At 50.2% G+C, this 18583-nt stretch carries 17 protein-coding genes; 9 read left to right on the forward strand and 8 right to left on the reverse strand.

The window, feature by feature from the left end; genetic code table 11:
- Window positions 1-30: 30 nt before the first annotated feature.
- Complete coding sequence (gene mrcB / locus ACFQ1C_RS00140; RefSeq protein WP_379556508.1) at window positions 31-2364, reverse strand: penicillin-binding protein 1B; 2334 nt, start codon at window positions 2362-2364, stop codon at window positions 31-33.
- Window positions 2365-2366: 2 nt separating this feature from the next.
- Complete coding sequence (gene hrpB, locus ACFQ1C_RS00145) at window positions 2367-4799, reverse strand: ATP-dependent helicase HrpB (RefSeq protein ID WP_379556509.1); 2433 nt, start codon at window positions 4797-4799, stop codon at window positions 2367-2369.
- 522 nt (window positions 4800-5321) lie between these two features.
- Here hrpB and thpR point away from each other — a divergent pair.
- Window positions 5322-5864, forward strand: coding sequence for an RNA 2',3'-cyclic phosphodiesterase (gene thpR, locus ACFQ1C_RS00150; protein WP_379556510.1), 543 nt, complete (start codon window positions 5322-5324; stop codon window positions 5862-5864).
- Between the two features lie 82 nt (window positions 5865-5946).
- On the opposite strand, the gene sfsA is transcribed toward thpR, so the two are convergent.
- The gene (gene sfsA / locus ACFQ1C_RS00155) at window positions 5947-6696 is read right to left on the reverse strand and encodes a DNA/RNA nuclease SfsA (RefSeq protein ID WP_379556556.1); all 750 of its coding nucleotides are present in this window, start codon (window positions 6694-6696) and stop codon (window positions 5947-5949) included.
- Between the two features lie 291 nt (window positions 6697-6987).
- Here sfsA and dksA point away from each other — a divergent pair, with 291 nt between their 5' ends.
- The 8 genes from dksA to ACFQ1C_RS00195 all read left to right on the forward strand — a co-directional run bounded on the left by dksA (window position 6988) and on the right by ACFQ1C_RS00195 (window position 13441).
- Window positions 6988-7440, forward strand: a complete 453-nt coding sequence (gene dksA / locus ACFQ1C_RS00160) for an RNA polymerase-binding protein DksA (protein ID WP_379556511.1) — start codon at window positions 6988-6990, stop codon at window positions 7438-7440.
- An 8-nt stretch (window positions 7441-7448) separates the two neighbouring features.
- Window positions 7449-8330 (forward strand): tRNA glutamyl-Q(34) synthetase GluQRS, encoded by an 882-nt coding sequence (gene gluQRS, locus ACFQ1C_RS00165; protein ID WP_379556512.1) that lies wholly within the window; start codon window positions 7449-7451, stop codon window positions 8328-8330.
- 377 nt (window positions 8331-8707) lie between these two features.
- Complete coding sequence (gene pcnB / locus ACFQ1C_RS00170) at window positions 8708-10060, forward strand: polynucleotide adenylyltransferase PcnB (protein ID WP_379556557.1); 1353 nt, start codon at window positions 8708-8710, stop codon at window positions 10058-10060.
- On the forward strand, window positions 10057-10548 hold the full coding sequence (folK, locus tag ACFQ1C_RS00175; RefSeq protein WP_379556513.1) for a 2-amino-4-hydroxy-6-hydroxymethyldihydropteridine diphosphokinase: 492 nt from the start codon (window positions 10057-10059) through the stop codon (window positions 10546-10548). Before pcnB ends, folK begins: the two co-directional genes overlap by 4 nt.
- Window positions 10549-10562: 14 nt before the next feature.
- Entirely contained in the window at window positions 10563-11357 is a 795-nt protein-coding gene (gene panB, locus ACFQ1C_RS00180) for a 3-methyl-2-oxobutanoate hydroxymethyltransferase (protein WP_379556514.1), read from the forward strand.
- A gap of 35 nt (window positions 11358-11392) precedes the next feature.
- The gene (panC, locus tag ACFQ1C_RS00185) at window positions 11393-12238 is read left to right on the forward strand and encodes a pantoate--beta-alanine ligase (RefSeq protein ID WP_379556515.1); all 846 of its coding nucleotides are present in this window, start codon (window positions 11393-11395) and stop codon (window positions 12236-12238) included.
- Between the two features lie 53 nt (window positions 12239-12291).
- Window positions 12292-12678, forward strand: coding sequence for an aspartate 1-decarboxylase (gene panD / locus ACFQ1C_RS00190; RefSeq protein ID WP_449290052.1), 387 nt, complete (start codon window positions 12292-12294; stop codon window positions 12676-12678).
- 157 nt (window positions 12679-12835) lie between these two features.
- Window positions 12836-13441: a GNAT family N-acetyltransferase gene (locus tag ACFQ1C_RS00195; protein WP_379556516.1), complete on the forward strand. Its 606-nt coding sequence runs from the start codon at window positions 12836-12838 to the stop codon at window positions 13439-13441.
- Window positions 13442-13792: 351 nt separating this feature from the next.
- On the opposite strand, the gene ACFQ1C_RS00200 is transcribed toward ACFQ1C_RS00195, so the two are convergent.
- The 5 genes from ACFQ1C_RS00200 to mpl all read right to left on the reverse strand — a co-directional run bounded on the left by ACFQ1C_RS00200 (window position 13793) and on the right by mpl (window position 18540).
- Window positions 13793-14566, reverse strand: a complete 774-nt coding sequence (locus ACFQ1C_RS00200; protein ID WP_449290053.1) for an ABC transporter permease — start codon at window positions 14564-14566, stop codon at window positions 13793-13795.
- Complete coding sequence (locus ACFQ1C_RS00205; protein WP_379556517.1) at window positions 14563-15486, reverse strand: ABC transporter ATP-binding protein; 924 nt, start codon at window positions 15484-15486, stop codon at window positions 14563-14565. Before ACFQ1C_RS00205 ends, ACFQ1C_RS00200 begins: the two co-directional genes overlap by 4 nt.
- A gap of 358 nt (window positions 15487-15844) precedes the next feature.
- A complete protein-coding gene (gene hpt / locus ACFQ1C_RS00210) occupies window positions 15845-16375 on the reverse strand; it encodes a hypoxanthine phosphoribosyltransferase (protein WP_379556518.1) in 531 nt (176 codons plus the stop codon).
- A 175-nt stretch (window positions 16376-16550) separates the two neighbouring features.
- Window positions 16551-17180 (reverse strand): flavin prenyltransferase UbiX, encoded by a 630-nt coding sequence (locus ACFQ1C_RS00215; protein ID WP_379556519.1) that lies wholly within the window; start codon window positions 17178-17180, stop codon window positions 16551-16553.
- Window positions 17167-18540, reverse strand: a complete 1374-nt coding sequence (mpl, locus tag ACFQ1C_RS00220) for a UDP-N-acetylmuramate:L-alanyl-gamma-D-glutamyl-meso-diaminopimelate ligase (protein ID WP_379556520.1) — start codon at window positions 18538-18540, stop codon at window positions 17167-17169. The genes ACFQ1C_RS00215 and mpl overlap by 14 nt, the downstream gene beginning before the upstream one ends.
- Window positions 18541-18583: the final 43 nt, after the last annotated feature.

Here is an 18583-nt window from a genome sequence, read left to right on the forward strand (position 1 = left end):
ACAGTTTATTTTCTACCCTTCACGATAAGTTTAACGTGCGAAGTTAAAAATATCCTTTAGCCAATCACTCACTTTTTCGCCAGTCTCTGGCAAAGAAGGCATGCTAGGTTGACACCCTCGAATATTCGGCAAGCCCGCAGATTTAGCAGGTAACAGGCGAGTTTGCTCGCAACGCGGATCGGCAGGCATGCCATCGCTGTATGCAAAGTTCACCTGATCGATACCAGCAGGAGGTGTTAGCTGCAAAGAATCAATACCCCGGCTATCTAAATAACGGCTATATACGCGTAGCGCACCACTGGCACCGGTTAATCCGGTGACGCCATTATTATCGCGGCCTATCCATACACTGGCCAACTCTTCGTTGTCTAACCCTGCATACCAAGCGTCACGTAAATCGTTAGTGGTACCGGTTTTACCCGCCATCACGCGATTAGGAAAACGCGCCGCTAAATGAGCCGCAGTACCACCACCCACCACGCGAGTCATGCCGTACAACGCCAAATATCCGGCTTCAGGAGCAAGCACCTGTGTGGCCTTGGCATTGTGCTGATATAACAACTCGCCCTGATCATCTTGAATCGCACGAATAGAGGTCAGTGGCTGATACAACCCTTGGTTAGCTAGCGTTAAATAAAGCTGATTTACTTCCAATGGTGTCAGCTCTAAGGTGCCCAACAGCAACGAAGGATACGCCGGAATAGGCTGTCTTACGCCCATGCGTTTAAGGCCTTCAATGACCTTATCTAGGCCAACTGCCATCCCCAAATTCACGGTCGGTACGTTTAGCGATTTAGACAACGCATCTACCAGCATCACCTGACCACGAAATTTTCGATCGTAGTTTTGAGGTTTCCAGACCTGTCCACCGGCGCTACGCAGACTAATCGGCTGATCTTTGATGGCACTGCCCAACGTAAAGCCATTGGCCAACGCCTCGGCATATATTGGCGGCTTAATTAGCGAGCCAATGGGGCGACGTGCCGCTAGTGCTCGGTTAAAACCAGCAAAACTCGGATCGGCACCACCCACTACGGCGCTCACTTCACCTTTACGCCAGTTAGTGACCACCATGGCAGCTTCTAGATCAGATTTTTTGGTATTGATTCTGAGCTGTTTTAACTGCTCGCTAATGGCCTGCTCGGCACTGTGCTGAGCAATAGGATCTAGACTACTGAAAATCTTAATACCATTTCGGTGCAAAAAGTCGGCACCAAAGCGATCTTGCAGCTCTTGGCGCAGCATGCCCATAAACGCAGGCGTACGACCGTAACCCATTTGCCCACGTTCAATTAATTGCAAAGGCGTATTGCTGGCTTGTTCGTAGGTGGCGCGATCTATATGACCATCGTTGGCCAGTAATCGCAGCACCAAATCACGGCGGCTTTGAGCTCGCTCAGTATTACGCCAAGGATCGTAGTAAGAAGGTCCCTTCACTAACGCCACCATCAGGGCAATTTGATCTGGGTTTAACTCATTCAAAGGTACGCCGAAATAGAAATAGCTGGCTAAACCAAAACCATATACGCCTTGGCCACCGTTTTGCCCAAGGTACACCTCGTTAAAATAGGCCTCGAGTATCTCATCTTTTTCGTAGCGAAAATCAATAATCAGCGCCATGTAGGCTTCTTGAGCTTTGCGCCACAGGCTGCGGTCTTGGGTTAAAAAGAAGTTTTTCGCCAACTGTTGGGTCAAGGTGCTGCCGCCCTGTACCGTACGCCCAGCCTTAATGTTTACAACGAGCGCGCGCAGTATGGCCATCGGCGATACGCCATCGTGTTCATAAAAGTCTCTGTCCTCTACGGTGATAAGCGCAGTTTTCAGCAGTTCAGGCACTTGATCTAGGCGCACCAGTAAACGGTCTTCACGCTCTTCCACATTTAATCTGTCAAGCAAGACTGGATCCATTCGCGCATAGCCCAGTTCACGGCCATTGGCCGGATTTTGCATGCGTTGTAATCGCTGTCCTGAGAAGGTTAACAAGATCCGACGCGCGTCCTCCGCACCGTCAGAGAAGTTAAAGGAGCGGCGATGGATCTCAATGCGATTACTGCCCACCGAATATTCACCAGGCCGACTGGGGCTAGCAACTTTGCGATAATTCAATAGCTGTAGTTCGCGCACCATTTGGTCATGAGAAAGCCGTTGGTCAGGAAATAGCTCGAGCGGGCGGCTGTATACCAGCGCCGGCAACGCCCACTTCTGCCCATCGAAGCGTTCTCTTACTTGGCTGTCGAGATAAATACCAAAGATGCCCATAAGCACCGCAAACACCAGCGTTAACTTAAGCAATAAGCTCCACCAACGGCGGGAGGTTTTTACCGGCTTTTTTTTCGATTTTTTACTTCGAGTCTGTTTTGCCATAATCAGTGTTTTATATGCCTCTTGGTGTGCCGCGTGGGTGCCGTGGTGGCTGGGCTATCTGGCCAATGATGCTTAGGATAGCGCCCGCGCATTTCTTTTTTTACATCTTGATAAGACCCCGCCCAAAAAGCGGCTAAGTCTCGAGTAATTTGTAGCGGCCGTCGTGCCGGAGATAATAGCTCTAGCACCAAGGCCACTCGCCCGCGCGCCAGTTCAGGTCCGCTCGCCTGACCAAACACTTCTTGCAAGCGCACGGGTAATATAGGGTCGTCTTCGGCTCGATAGCGAATTCGCGCTCGACTGCCGGTAGCTAATGTAACAGCGCCGGGTAGCAGGGTATCCAGCAATTGTTGTTGTGACCAGTCCAGTCGACTTTTAAAAATATCACTCCAGTTTAAGCGAGACAGCTCATCCCAACGCCCAAGCCCCGTTAGATAAGGCAGTAACCAGTGTTCTGCCTCTGCCAGCCAGGTATTTTCGTCGCACGGGACAAAGCCGCTATCGGCCAGCTTTTGTCCGGCCAGTTGCAATCTAAGCCAATATTGCTGAGCGGCTTCATCCAACGGCAAGGCCGACCAACCGCGCCGCTGTAATTCAACCAGCAAACAACCGGCTTTTTGTTCGGGACTAATTTTCTGCAAAGGTGAGCGCCGCAATATGAGCTGGCCAAAACACCACTGACGTTCGGCCCTTACTCGGTTGGCGTCGCTATCCCAGCTCAGTTGTTCGCGGTGAATGAAGCGCGCTGGCACATATTGCTGTAATTGTTCTAGGGTCACGGGTTCTGCCGCCTGAATAAACACCCCCAGATCGTTTCGCCCCAGGGCGGCAATGGCCAACATGGCTTTACCCAGCAACGGGCTGGTTTGAGGCAAATCGGCACTAAGCCCCCCCGCTAAGCCATACCGATATTGCTGGCGTTGCAAACCCACCCAGTCGGGTCGAGCATTGGCCAACAAAGGGCCGACATACTGCCCAGTAGGTCGGCTTTCTGGTGCGCTTAGGCGAGTAAACCAACGTCGCGCTTGCGTAGTTAACTGCTTTTGACGCGCTAATATCTGGCCAGATAAGGGACCGGACTCCCATCGCCCTTCTTCTAATAAAGCCACCAAATATACCGCATCGGCCAACGCACCTTTGTATCCTTTTTGTTGCCAATCTTGGGCACTGAGCAATAACTGCCCCAGCCATGGCTCACAACCCAGTTGCCACACTCGTCGCCCTAAGGTTGTAAGTTGTGAACCCGCCAATAAGCCAAGTTCTGCCAATTGATGACGTGCCGCAGCTAACAGCGGTGCCGGCGGTACCGTGAGTAGCGGGAGCTGCTCGGGCGTAGCCCCCCAAGCGGCACACTCCAATGCAAAGCCGGCCAAATCGCTTTGTTCAATTTCTGCGGGGCGCCGTGCGGCCAGCCGTTCTTGTTGCTCTTGACTCCACAGCCGCACACAACTTCCCGGTTGCAAACGCCCTGCTCGCCCGGCTCTTTGCGTCGCAGACGCCTGCCCTATTTGCCGGCTATACAACCGAGTAATTCCCGATTGAGGCTCAAATTCGGCGCGTCGCTCCAGCCCCGAGTCCACCACTATGCTAATACCATCGATGGTCAGTGACGTTTCCGCCACATTGGTGGCCAGCACCACCTTACGCCGCCCAGCCACTGCGGGGGCAATGGCCGCTTGTTGCTCGGTTAAAGAGAGCCGACCATACAAAGGCCTAAGCTCAACGTCGGCATTGGTTTTGTCTGTCAGCCAGTTGAGCGTGGCTTTTATTTCTCGCTCGCCGGGTAAAAACGCTAACACGCTGCCTGTATTTTGCGCCAGCGCCGTTACAATCGCGCGCCCCATCGCTTCATCTAATCGGCTGTGCTGATTGCGCGGCTGATAGCTAACTGCCACCGGATAACTTCGCCCGGCACTGCTGATGCTAACGGCCTCAGGCAGCAGTTCTGTAAGCGCCAGCCCTTCGAGCGTGGCCGACATAATGATAATTTTTAAGTCATCACGCAGCGCTTGGCACTCCAGTGCAAAAGCCAGCGCCAAGTCTGCCTGTAGGCTGCGCTCGTGAAACTCATCAAACACCAGCAAGTCGATACCACTAAGCTCGGGATCAGCCTGCAACATGCGGGTAAGTACACCTTCGGTAACCACTTCTAGCCGCGTGTGTTTGCCGACGCGATTTTCGCCGCGCATGCGATAGCCGATTTGTTCGCCGGGTAGCTCACCCAGCTGGCTCGCCAAATATTGCGCTATGCTGCGCGCCGCTAACCGTCTGGGCTCCAGCATAATAATACGCCCAGCAATAGTGCTTTGCTTTAACAACCACAACGGCAACCAGGTGGACTTACCCGCACCCGGCGGCGCTTCAATAATAATCTGAGTGGCCGACAGTGCCGCTTGTAATTGCGGCAACACCTCGACGATAGGAAGCTGATTCACATGATTACCCTGCAGTTAAAAACGGTTATATTGTGCCAAATACCTCTGCAAAGGACTATACGCCTGACTTTACATTCACGGTCATAAGCTAGGACAACATGATGCTCAGTACCGGAACACATGTATAGTAGTGCACAAATAATCGGTATAGGTTTGTTGCTCTAATTTAGGTATTACCGAGTGGTGCCTGATGTAGAGAAATCACCAAACTAAGACGTTCCTAGCGAACCAGATAAGAGATATAAATGCTTAAACTCAAGCTCAGCAGCCTTTATATCCTGATGGCGTTTATGTGCATCTTTGCAGCAAGGGGTTATTACACTTACCTGAGTATTACTGCTGACCGCAAGGATAAATGCTGTTTATAGATGAGGTGATCAGTGCCAAGTCGCGACCATAGAGCGGCGACTGAGCCCAAGGCATTGCCTAACGCTTCACTGGCGCGCCATTGGGGATTACATCTAAAATTATTATTGAAACATATTTTTATCGAGGCACAGAAAAGCGATTAAAACGAGGACAATGCCATTGACCACTGACGCCCCACGATTATTTTTGGCATTTCCTGCCGATAAGCTGACAGTCTCACTAAATCAGCTACAGGATCAACTGGCACTACCCGGCCGGCGCATTCTTAGCCACCAGTTTCATTTAACCTTACGCTTTTTAGGTCCGCTGACCGACACCCAGTCCACATCGCTGTTGAAGCAACTGCCGCAAATGCAGCTGCCCAGCTTTGAACTACCGTTAAATCAACTGGGCTGCTTTACCCGCGCTAACGTGGTATGGATAGGTACAGATCAGGTACCAGAGGCGCTCATGTCTCTTTATCAAGAGATCAATAATCGATGTGGTTCCTTAAAATTAGGCCCGCCACATAAGGCTTATCGGCCACATATTACGCTGTTTCGCCACCCTTGCCTGCCAGAACTCCCCGCCATTACGCCCATTATTTATCGCCCCACCAAGCTCTGCTTATATCGCTCTATGCCCAACGAACAAGGCCCCCATTATGAAATACTGGAGTCTTGGGAATTAAATGGGAAACAAAACTGTCAGCGGTAAGCTTTAAGCCTGTCAGCCACTGAAAAACCAACAACCCATCGTCTTTTTCTTTAGCTGGGCGCCGGGCGCTTGATGCTATCACTTACCCAATAAACGGCAGTTCTTGTACCAACTGCATGCCCTCTGGCGTGATATTGGCTTGCCACGCTATACACTCGACTCCAGCAGCCAGTGCTTCGGTAATTAACGCCCCATATACGGGGTCGAGATGATGAGCGGGGCTAACGCGAGTAATGCCGGTATGCAGCACGCAAAATAACAACACTGCTCGCTGCCCATCTTGCACACACTGCATTAGCTCACGCACATGTTTTTGTGCACGCACACTTTGAGTGTCGGGGAAGTATCCCTGCCCTTGTGCATCTACTTGCTCTTTGCCCTCTAAGATTGTGTCATCTAAAAGAGTCACGCTTTTTACTTCCACATAGCAGTCAGGTTGACCTGCTTCACGTAATAAAAAATCGATACGACTGTTCTCGTGGCCATAACGAACCTCGGCCTTTATCTCACTATATTGAGCTAGTTGCGGAATTTGACGTTGAGCAAGTGCCTCTGCGACCAGTTGATTGGCTCGAGTAGTATTAACGCAAATAAAATCGTCTTGGCCGTTTTTAACTAGCTCCCAAGTATGAGCATATTTACGTTTAGCATTATCGGACGTAGAAAAATACACCGTCCAGCCCGGCTCGGCACAGCCAGTCATTTTACCGGTATTGGGGCAATGAATGGTCAGCGAATCCTCGCCCGACGCGCCATTTGGGATCACATCGGCCAAAAATCGCTTATAGCGCTTAATCAATTGCCCTTGCTGTAAAGAAGACAAAAACTGCAAAATTACCCCCATGGTCCATAATCTAACTTTCAGTCATAATGACAAATTTATTCTCTACGCTCTTGAAAGCCCCATAATTCCCCCCCATATGGAGGATTCATCGAGAAGCTGCTGTTCTTTAATCGTCAAGACCATTCTTGCCCGCCTAGAGGCAAAAATGGGTTAATATCGAATTTAAAGAACGATTTTTGCAGAAACTGCAATGCAAAATTGCCTTATTGCCGTGCTTTCTGTATAGATAGCCGCTTCTTAATATTAGTTGGCGCTATATAGCTTTTTAGGAGATACGGAATGCCAGCAGTTGAAACCAAAAAATCTCTCGGTATTCTGGCCATAGCCGGTGTTCAGCCCTACCAGGCTAAGCCCGACGAAGAATACATGAACGAAGAGCAGAAAACGCACTTTCGTAAGATTCTGGGTGCGTGGCGCAATCAGTTGCGCGAAGAAGTCGATCGCACCATGGGCTATATGAAGGACGAAGCAGCCAACTTCCCCGATCCGGTGGACAGGGCAGCTCAGGAAGAAGAGTTTGCGCTTGAATTACGAGCTCGTGATAGAGAACGTAAGCTAATCAAGAAAATCGAAAAAACCATGCAAAAAATCGAAGAAGACGATTTTGGCTTCTGCGAACATTGTGGCGTAGAAATTGGTATTCGCCGATTAGAAGCTAGGCCCACAGCCGATTTATGTATCGACTGTAAGACTCTGGCAGAAATCAAAGAAAAACAAATGGCCGGTTATTAAGCGATAGTATGAATAATAGTGCGCCCAAGCCATATATTGGGCGCTTTGCTCCCTCACCGAGTGGCCCTCTGCACTTTGGCTCTTTAGTTGCCGCCCTAGGCAGTTATCTACAGGCCAAAAGCCAGCAAGGCTCATGGTTATTGCGCATCGAAGATTTAGACCCGCCCCGGGAAGTTCCCGGGGCGGCCGATGCGATCCTGCACACCCTAGACGCATTTGGTTTACACTGGGACGGCCCGCTGGTTTACCAAAGCCAACGCCTTAGTGACTATCAAGATACCCTTCACGACTGGGCGCGCGCAGGACTTACCTACCACTGCCACTGCACCCGCAAGATGATTGCCGCTAGTGGCGGTTTTTATAATGGCCATTGCCGCAACTTGGCATTAACCAGCCAACAGGCCGCCACCCGTTTGGTGATGGCACAGCCGGTATATCATTTTTATGACCAACTGCAGGGAACCATCAACATTCCCCGCTCTTTGGCCGAAGAAGACTTTATTATCCGCCGTCGCGATGGCCTTTATGCTTATAATCTGGCGGTGGTACTCGACGATGCCCAAGCAGGCATCACTGAAGTCGTGCGCGGTGCCGATTTACTTGAGCCTACCGGCCGCCAGATTGCGGTGTACCAGCTGCTCAAATCGCCGATACCCAACTGGTTACACTTGCCGCTGGCGTCTCGTGCGGGCCTCAAGTTATCGAAACAAAACCATGCTCCCGCATTAGATGTTAATCATCCAAGCAAGGCGCTATGGCAGGCACTAAATTTTCTTGGCCAACAACCACCGGCACAGCTATTAAGAGCCGACGTGGCCGAGCTGCTCAACTGGGCAAGGCTTAATTGGAGCCTAGATAAAGTGCCGGGTAGAACCAATATCGAACTGTGAGGCAAAAAAGAGCGTAAAACATCGCAATAAGCCTTACGCTGTACGCTGTAAGTTAAAAGAAAATACGTCTTTTAACTTTCAGCACTTCACTGACAGCTTAACGCTTACCGCGGCTTGGTGGCTTGGAATGTCGTGAGCCAGACACCGTTATGGTTGGTTTGTTGCTGTTATCTGTGGCTGACGGTTTCACGCTTGTTTGAGTGTTTGGGTCTACTTTCATAAAGAAACAAAATAGATCAGTAATTTAATCCGTTTGGTATGATGCGTTGATAGTTCGCATTTTCAGCACTCTGCGCTATTATAGTGCGCCAATTTTTTTAGCTTAAGGCCTTGCGAGGTGTCCTATTTTTTCCCAGATTGCTAGCTTTTGTAAAAAGCTGCTGACCCGACAACAGGAGGCGTTGCCATTGCAACCCGTGGTGTTAGAGCGCGACCAACATGGTATTTCGCGCCGTCAGATCAGTGAAAACGCCCTAAAAGTACTGTATCGCCTGAACAAGTCCGGCTTTGAAGCCTACTTGGTAGGTGGTGGAGTGCGTGATTTGCTGCTGGGCCGACAGCCCAAAGACTTCGATATTGCCACCAGCGCCACCCCAGAACAGGTTAAGCAGCTTTTCAGTAACAGCCGCCTAGTAGGCCGCCGTTTTCGCTTGGCCCACATCCTGTTTGGTCGCGATATTATCGAGGTGGCCACCTTTCGCGGCCATCATCATCAAGTAAATAACAGCAAAGATATGTCCTCTCAGTCATCACAAGGCATGCTGCTGCGCGACAATGTGTATGGCACTATTGAAGAAGATGCCGAACGCCGCGACTTTAGTGTTAACGCGCTTTATTACAACATTGCCGACTTCAGCGTGGTGGGCTTCTCTAATGGCCTAGCGGATCTAGAAGCCCGCCGCCTCGAGCTGATTGGCGACCCGGAAACTCGCTATCGGGAAGACCCGGTGCGCATGATCCGCGCCGTACGCTTTGCCGCCAAACTGGGCTTAACCATCAGTCCGCGCACCGAAGCGCCCATTCGCGAGTTAGCACCTTTGCTCTCGGATATTCCAGCAGCACGCCTGTTTGAAGAAACCCTAAAACTGCTGTTAGCCGGATATGGCTTAGAAACCTATCGCACCTTGCAGCACTACGGTCTGTTTGCGCCTTTGTTTCCTGAAGCCGCCGAAGTCATAGGTCAAGGGGATAATAACTACGGTCGTTTTCTTGAGCTGGCACTGACCAATACCGACGAACGTATTGCCCAAGATATGCGAGTAACACCGGCTTTCTTGTATGCAGCACTGTTATGGGGCCCGGTAGAAATCCGCACCCAGCAGTTTATGCACGAAGGCGGGCTGAGTTATTACGATGCCTTTATGATGGCCATGGATGAAGTACTGGGTCGTCAGGTGAAGAGTGTTGCCATTCCGCGCCGTTTCAGCTCGGTGGTACGTGATATTTGGATGCTACAAGACCGCCTAACCAGACGCAGTGGCAAACGCCCACATCGTTTGTTAGAGCATCCTAAATTTCGTGCCGGTTATGACTTTTTATTGTTAAGAGCAGAGTTAAATCCACAGCTTAAAGAGCTGGCCGAATGGTGGACCGAATTTCAGCTGGCCAATCCTGTGGACAGGCAGCAGCTCTCTCGCCATGCTCAGGCTCGGCATAACCAGTTTGGGGACGAGTCTAGCAAGCCGCGCAAGCGCCCTCGTCGTCGACCGCGTAAGAAAAAAGAAGTATGACCACCGTCTTTGTTGCCCTGGGTGCAAATTTGAACCAGCCATTGGCGCAAATTAAAGCCGCGCAACAGGCATTGTCTGGCTTAGCTAATGCGGGGAGTCTACGTCACTCTGCGCTTTATCAAAGCCAGCCGATGGGCCCAGCCGACCAGCCACCGTATATTAATGGGGTGTCGATGTTTGATACCTCGCTGGCGCCGCTTGACTTGCTAGATGCATTGCAAGGCATAGAGCAAGCTCAGGGGCGGGTACGCAAAGACGAACGCTGGGGGCCACGCACCCTAGACTTGGATATTCTGCTTTATGGTAATCTGGTGATTGATGACCCGCGGTTAACTGTGCCTCACTACGGCATGAAGCAACGCGAATTTGTGTTGTATCCGCTAGCCGATTTAGTTCCCGACTTGATATTGCCCTGTGGCAGTAAGCTGACTCAGCTATTGCAACTCTGCCCCGTTAATGGACTGACTCCTCTGCCTTCGCAGTTGTAGTAAAGGAATAACTCATGAGTAAAATAACCACAGCCCGCCTGCTGACCATGAAACAGGAACAGCAAAAAATTGCCATGATCACCGCCTACGATGCCAGCTTTGCTACGCTGTTTGAGCAAGCCGGCGCTCACGCTCTTTTAATTGGTGATTCGCTAGGCATGGTACTACAAGGTGAAAGCAGCACCTTGAAAGTGACGGTGGAAGATATGGCCTATCATACTCGCTGTGTAGCCAATGGCTGTGAAAAAGCGCTTATTGTCGCCGATTTACCATTTATGAGTTATAGCAATCCAGAGCAAGCTTGCGCTAATGCGGCGACCTTAATGCGCGCCGGCGCCCACATGGTTAAGATGGAAGGCGGCGACTGGTTGGCAGGCACCATCACCCAGCTTACTCGCCAAGGTATTCCCGTATGTGGGCACTTAGGCCTTACGCCACAGTCGGTGCATGTGTTTGGCGGCTTTAAATTGCAGGGCCGTGCCGCAGAGCAGGCTGCACAAATTAAACATGACGCCCAGGCCTTAGAAGCCGCCGGCGCTCAGTTATTAGTGCTGGAATGTGTGCCTAGCGGACTGGCCAAAGACATTAGCCGGATGCTGAATATTCCAGTGATCGGCATTGGTGCCGGCCCAGATACCGACGGCCAAGTCCTGGTAATGCAAGATGCATTAGGCTTAACCAGCGGCTATGTGCCTAAATTTACCAAGAACTTTTTGGCCGAGCACGGTCAGGTGCAAGCGGCCATTGCCGCCTATGTGACTGACGTTGCCGAGGGTCGTTTTCCCGGCCCCGAACATAGCTTTAATTGAGACCCTAATTGGAAATAAAGAGCGGAAAGCAGAACATGCAGCTGATTGATAACCTAGCGGCGTTAAGAGCCACCATTACTCACTGGCGCCGGCAAGGCGAGCGCATTGGCTTTGTGCCCACTATGGGCAATTTACACCAAGGCCATCTCGAGTTGGTGCAACAGGCCCGTCGCCGTTGTGACCGAGTGGTAGTGAGTATTTTTGTTAATCCGCTGCAGTTTAATAACGCCTCGGACTTGATTGCTTATCCGCGCACATTAGAGCAAGACTGCGCGCTTTTAGGTGAGCTTGCCGATGCGGTTTTTACGCCCACACCTGAGCTAATGTATCCTAACGGCCAACAGCGCCAGACTCGTGTTAGCGTACCCGGCATTGCCGAGGTATTAGAAGGTTCCCTGCGCCCCGGCCATTTTGACGGGGTCAGCACCGTGGTCTGTAAATTGTTTAATTTGGTGCAACCAGACTTGGCCTGTTTTGGCGAAAAAGACTACCAGCAACTGGCTCTGATCCGTAACATGGTGAGCGATTTAAATATGCCCATCGAAATTGTGGGCGTACCGACGGTGCGAGCCAATGACGGTTTAGCACTTAGTTCGCGCAATGGTTATTTAACGCCAGCCGAACGGCATCTTGCACCGGAACTGGCCGCCACCATGAACTGGCTAGCCGAACAAATTAGTGCCGGTGAGCGAGACATGACGCTACTCGTCAATAACGGTAGCGACCGTCTAAACAGCCGCGGTTTTACCACCGATGGCATCGACATTGTAGATGCCAATACGCTGCAGCCATTAACCGATGCAAGCCGTACCGCCGTGATTTTAATGGCGGCGTTTCTTGGCAAGGCCAGATTGATAGATAACCAAGTCGTATTTTTATAAAACCTGTTGGCAGGGCCGCCCCCTCAAGGCAATCACAATGGAGACAAGATAAAATGGATATGCAACGCATCATGCTCAGAGGCAAGTTACACCAAGCTCGCGTGACTCACGCCGAGCTGAATTACGAAGGCTCCTGCGCCATCGACCAAGACTTGCTAGACGCGGTAAACATTCGCGAATATGAGCAGATTGATATTTATAACATCGACAATGGCGAGCGCTTTCATACCTATGCTATTTCCGGTGAGCGTGGCTCTAAGATGATTTCACTTAACGGTGCCGCCGCCCGCAAGGCCGCCGTTGGCGATCGTATTATCATCTGTGCTTATGCGCCCATGAGCGAGCAGCAGATTGAAAACTATGATCCTAATCTGGTGTATCTGGATGCAGGCAACAACATAGTGCGCACCAGCAAAAATATTCCGCTGCAATTAGCTTAACAACCGCTGTAAGCAATACGTTATAAGCTGTACGTTAAACAAAAACACCGAGCATGATGCTCGGTGTTTTTGTTGGTATGGTCGAGCCCTTGGCAGCTATCAGCGTTAAGCCGCCAGCGCTCAGATAACGATAAAGCCTAAGGAGCGCCAACCTAATATGCCATCCAACACCATTAGCCTTCAGCCGCTACCCCCATCCGACATAAACACGGCGGCTCGGCTTTGTGCTTTAGCCATGGCCGATAACCCGTTACATATTAAAGTGTTTGGGCTGCGGCAAGAGCAGCGCGAGCTTCGCCTCACGCGGCTTTTTACTGGCTTGCTGCCCTATATCGGCCGTAATGGTGAGCTGATTGGTGCGTATGCTGATGGGCTGTTGGTAGGAGTGTTAGGCCGCTTAACACCCGGCTGCTGCCAACCGAGCTGGAAAGACTTGCTCAAACTAACGCCCACCTTACTGACCAGTAACTCTCCGCTTGGCTTGCTAAAGACGCTACGCTGGCTATGTAGCTGGGCCAAACTCGACCCCGCGGCACCCCACTGGCATTTAGGCCCCTTGGCCGTGGCACCCGATAGCCAGCGCCAAGGCATTGGCCGTTCACTGATGGGCCACGCCATTGAGGGCGCTGGCGGTGTGAGCTTATATCTGGAAACCGATAAGCTCAGCAACGTACAGTTTTACCAACAGCTTGGTTTTAACATCATCGCCACTCCCACCCTGTTAGCCACACCCACTTGGTTGATGCTTAAAGAAAAGCGGTAATACCAATCTGAGAAAGTAACTGATTTATTTAGCTGCTCTGTAAAGGCCGAATAAAGGGTCTTGTTCATCGACACACTGCAGATGGCATTTCCGAACCCACATGAATGGGTTTATGGAGTGTAGTGGGAGGCGTCTCTGTTTCCTCTAATATCCAATTTTAAAATAGATCATATTTTTACTTAGATTGGTATTACCAATAAAAATACCCTTCATATTTTCTCTCAATTTTTCCGTGGATTCTGTGGATTCCGTGGCAAAAAATCTTTAGTTTTTATGCGCTATAACGTCCATAAAAAATGGCAGCCCATTGGCTGCCATTCCTCGCTTCACACTTTTACTCTTCACCCTTAACTAGCTTCTTAAGCCGCGTCCGGTATGAATTAAGTACCAAGCCCAAGTGTAGAACAGCGCAATAAAACCGATAATAATGGCGTAAGCCACACTTAAACGCACATCCGAAACCCCTAAAAAACCATAACGAAAGGCGTTCACCATATACAGCACTGGATTTACATGGGAGATAGTCTGCCAAATGCTAGGCAACAGACTGATGGAGTAAAACACCCCGCCTAAGTAAGTTAGTGGCGTCAGGATAAAGGTCGGAATTATGCTGATATCATCGAAGCTGCGCGCATAAATAGCATTCAATAAGCCTGCCAACGCAAATAACACCGAGGTCAAGAACACGGTAAATATTACGCTAAACAGATGTTCAATATGCAAGTCGACAAAAAACAGCGAGACCAAGCTTACAATTAGCCCTACCAGTAGGCCACGTACTACGCCTCCACCGACATAGCCGGCAATAATCACATAAGTCGGCACAGGGGCCACTAATAATTCTTCAATGTTATTTTGGAACTTACTGCTGTAAAAAGAAGAGGCCACGTTAGAGTAGGAGTTAGTGATCACCGACATCATGATCAGGCCCGGCACAATAAAGGCCATGTAGGAAAAACCGTCCATTTCGCCAATTCGGCTTCCAATCAGGTTGCCAAAAATTACGAAGTACAGTGTCATGGTAATAGCGGGTGGCACTAGGGTTTGTACCCAGATACGGCCAAAGCGCACCACTTCTCGATGTAGTATGCTTTTTAAAGCCACATAGTGGCGCTTATGAATCATGCGGTTGCTCTCCCCTGCTCGACCAAATGCACAAACAGCTCCTCTAAACGGTTGGCTTTATTACGCATGCTTAATACCCGCACTCCTTGCTCATTAAGCTGAGCAAATATGCCATTCAGCCCCTGCTCTTTTTTCACTTCTACTTCCAGAGTGTGATCGTCCAACAGCTGCCAGTTAACGCCCGATAAAAAAGGCTCGCGGCCGTCGGCTGCCAAGTCCAAAATAAAGGTTTCCACATTCAGCTTACCCAACAGCCCCTTCATACTGGTGTTCTCTATCAGCCGCCCCTTATCGATAATGCCGATATTACGACACAACAGTTCGGCCTCTTCCAGATAATGGGTCGTCAGGATAATGGTAATGCCTTGCTCGTTAATGTGTTTTAGAAAATCCCACATGGCGCGGCGAATTTCGATATCGACACCCGCGGTCGGCTCATCCAAAATCAATAACTTGGGCTCATGCATTAAGGCACGCGCTATCATCAAGCGGCGTTTCATGCCACCCGATAAAGTACGTGAAATGACATCTCGCTTATCCCACAAATCCAGCTGCTTTAAGTAACGTTCGGCACGAACTTTCGCTTCTTTGCGCTCAACGCCGTATAAGCCGGCCTGATTGATGACAATTTGCTGCACTTTTTCAAACTGGTTAAAGTTGAATTCTTGCGGCACCAAACCAATCAGGGTTTTGGCTTGCTCTAAATCCGTGTCGATATCGAACCCAAATACCTTTACCTTGCCGGCGGTTTTATTCACCAGCGAAGATATGATACCGATAGTGGTCGACTTACCTGCGCCATTGGGCCCGAGCAAGGCATAAAAATCCCCACTTTTAACATCAAGGTCGATGCCCTTTAATGCTTCTACGCCACCGGCATAGGTTTTACGCAAGCCTTCAATTTCCAGTGCTTTGGTCATTAATAGCTCCATTGAATAAAAAAAACCACGAGCAGCCTCGTCACTAAAATGCTTTAAAGATTAAAAGATTTTTGCAACGGAACCCACAGAATGCGCGGAAAAATTAAGCTGAGATAAGAGCGAAAAAAGCCAAGAGACCTTATTGGTAAGAGCCAACTCTTCGACAAGCGTTTGTAGGGTTGAGTTCATTCGGCCAATTTTAGACCGATGGCTATTTACCTAAATAAAGCGCTCTCTTTGGCCCTTACCAGTAGTATGTACTTCAGATTTGATCTCTATTTTTCCGTGGATTCCGTTGCGAGAGGGTTTGGTTTGAGGTCTCTCTTCCTGCTCGTCCGCTTCACCCTTGAACAGCCAATCAATCGAGCGGTATAACCTTCCCAATATAAGGCAGATTACGATAAAGCTGGGCATAATCGATGCCGTAGCCCACCACAAACTCGTCGGGAATAGTAAAGCCTACCCAATCTACTGGCACATCGGCTTCGCGGCGATCGGGTTTATCGAGCAGCGAACAAATAGTCAGTGAAGCAGGTTGGCGCAACGATAATATTTCTTTTACCTTACTCAAGGTATATCCGGTGTCGATAATGTCTTCGACAATGAGTACATGCTTGCCGTGAATTTCATCGTCCAAGTCTTTCAGGATCCGCACATCACGATTACTTTCCATGCTGCTGCCGTAGCTAGATGCAGTCATAAAATCGAGTCGCACCGGCAAGGTGAGCTGACGACAGAGATCGGCCATAAAGATACACGAACCACGTAGTAGCCCTACCATCACCAACTCATCAACCCCTTGGTAATGTGCGGTTATTTGCTCGCCTATAGCCTGGACCCTGGCTTTGACCTCTTCGGTGCTGATCAGGACATCCACTCTGTGTTTCATTTTTCGCTCCGTTCGGGGTAAGAACACCCGACTGTGATTAAAGACATATTCTAACGGAAATCCAACCTATCTGCATGCCAAGACAAAGCTATCAGCCGTCAGCTTTCAGCGATAAGAAAAACACCGTCTGCGATTTTTTACTGCTGACCGCTTATAGCTGATCGCTGACGGCTATTTAGTGCCCATAACCCCAGCGCGATACTAGCGTGTGATCTAAATCTAAATGATCGAGAATACGAGCCACCATAAAGTTGACTAAATCATTGATGGTTTTCGGCTGGTGATAAAAGCCCGGTGAGGCCGGCATAATGGTCACACCTAGGTTAGCTAATTTAAGCATGTTTTCTAGATGCAGTGCCGAATAAGGTGACTCGCGCGGCACCACAATTAGCTGCCCTTTTTCTTTGATTACCACATCGGCGGCACGCTCGATTAAATTATCCGAGATGCCCATGGCAATAGACGCTATCGTACCCATCGAACAGGGGCAAATCACCATCCGCCTTGGGGCACCCGAGCCCGAGGCCACCGGTGAAAACCACTCTTCCTTGCCATATACTTTAAGTTGTTCAGGCTTGGCCTGATAACGCTCACTTAATAAAGTAGCCAAGGCTTCTGGCTTAGCCGGCCATTGCTCATTTTGCTCTGCCGCCATCACCACGCGCGCGGCACTGGACACCAATAAATGCACTTGCAAGCCAGAGCCTAATAACCGCTCCAGTAACACCAAAGCATAGGGCGCACCGGATGCGCCAGACAACGCCAAGGTAATTTGGGCATGACGAGGATAATCAACTTTGCTCATGCTGTTGCTCCAAAGCGGTGAGTAAGCGCTGATGAATACCGCCGAATCCGCCGTTGCTCATCACTAAAATATGATCGCCCGGCTCGGCCGCAGCAATCAGGGCACTAATCAGCGTGTCAATATCCGTGAAAATACGCCCTTTAGGACAAGCATTAGCCACGGCAGCCAGATCCCAGTTGAGATCTGCAGGTTGAAACAAATAGGTTTCATCGGCCAACTGTAACGAATCCGCTAACGGTTGCTGATGTATGCCCATTTTCATGGTGTTAGAACGCGGCTCTAATACCGCCAACACGCGCCCGTCACCGTTAGCGCTTACTTGGGACTTCAGTCCAGCCAACGTCGTGGCAATGGCGGTAGGATGATGGGCAAAATCATCCCATACTCGAATGTTAGCCACCTCGCCTTTTAGTTCCATCCGTCGCTTAGGCGACACAAACAGGCATAACGACTTAATCGCTTCCGCCACCGGTACGCCTGCATGACGAGCCGCGGCTAACGCCATCAAGCCGTTGTGTACGTTATGCAGACCAATACAGCCCCAACGCACTTCTCCTACCGGCTGGCCATCAAGCAATACCGCAAAATGGCTGCCATCGGCTTGCAGCGCCCGCGCTTGCCAAAGACCGCCCTCGCCTAAATATTCAACCTCACTCCAGCAGCCCATAGCCAACACTTCATCTAGCGCAGGGGTTTGGGTAGGTGTTAACACGCGGCCATGGCCGGGCACCATGCGTAATAAGTGATGGAACTGGCGCTGAATAGCCGCTAAATCCTCAAAGATGTCCGCATGATCGAATTCCAAATTATTTAAAATCAACGTACTGGGTCGGTAATGCACAAATTTAGAGCGCTTATCGAAAAAGGCACTGTCGTACTCATCGGCTTCAATCACGAAAAACGGCGCGTCACCTAAGCGGGCCGATACCTCGAAGTTACCGGGCACACCACCGATTAAGAAACCAGGATTAAGACCACAGTCTTCTAATATCCACGCCAACATACCGGCAGTGGTGGTTTTACCGTGGGTGCCTGCCACCGCTAATACCCAACGGTCTTGCAGTACATGCTCCAGCAACCACTGGGGGCCGGAAGTATACGTAATGCGCTGATTAAGTACCGCCTCTACACAGGGGTTGCCACGGCTCATGGCATTACCAATCACCACCAAGTCTGGTGCAGGGTTAAGCTGCGCAGGATCATAACCTTCTATTAGCCCTATGCCCTGCTGCTCTAGTTGCGTGCTCATGGGCGGATAAACATTAGCGTCGCTACCGGTAACGGTATAGCCCAATTGCTTGGCCAATACCGCAAGGCCGCCCATAAAGGTGCCGCAAATACCTAAAATATGAATATGCATGAAAGCTCTCTGGCTGCTGTAATACCCGCATTCTAACAATCCG

It is taken from the genome of Oceanisphaera ostreae, from assembly GCF_042676125.1.
In the GTDB taxonomy this organism is placed as follows: domain Bacteria; phylum Pseudomonadota; class Gammaproteobacteria; order Enterobacterales; family Aeromonadaceae; genus Oceanimonas; species Oceanimonas ostreae.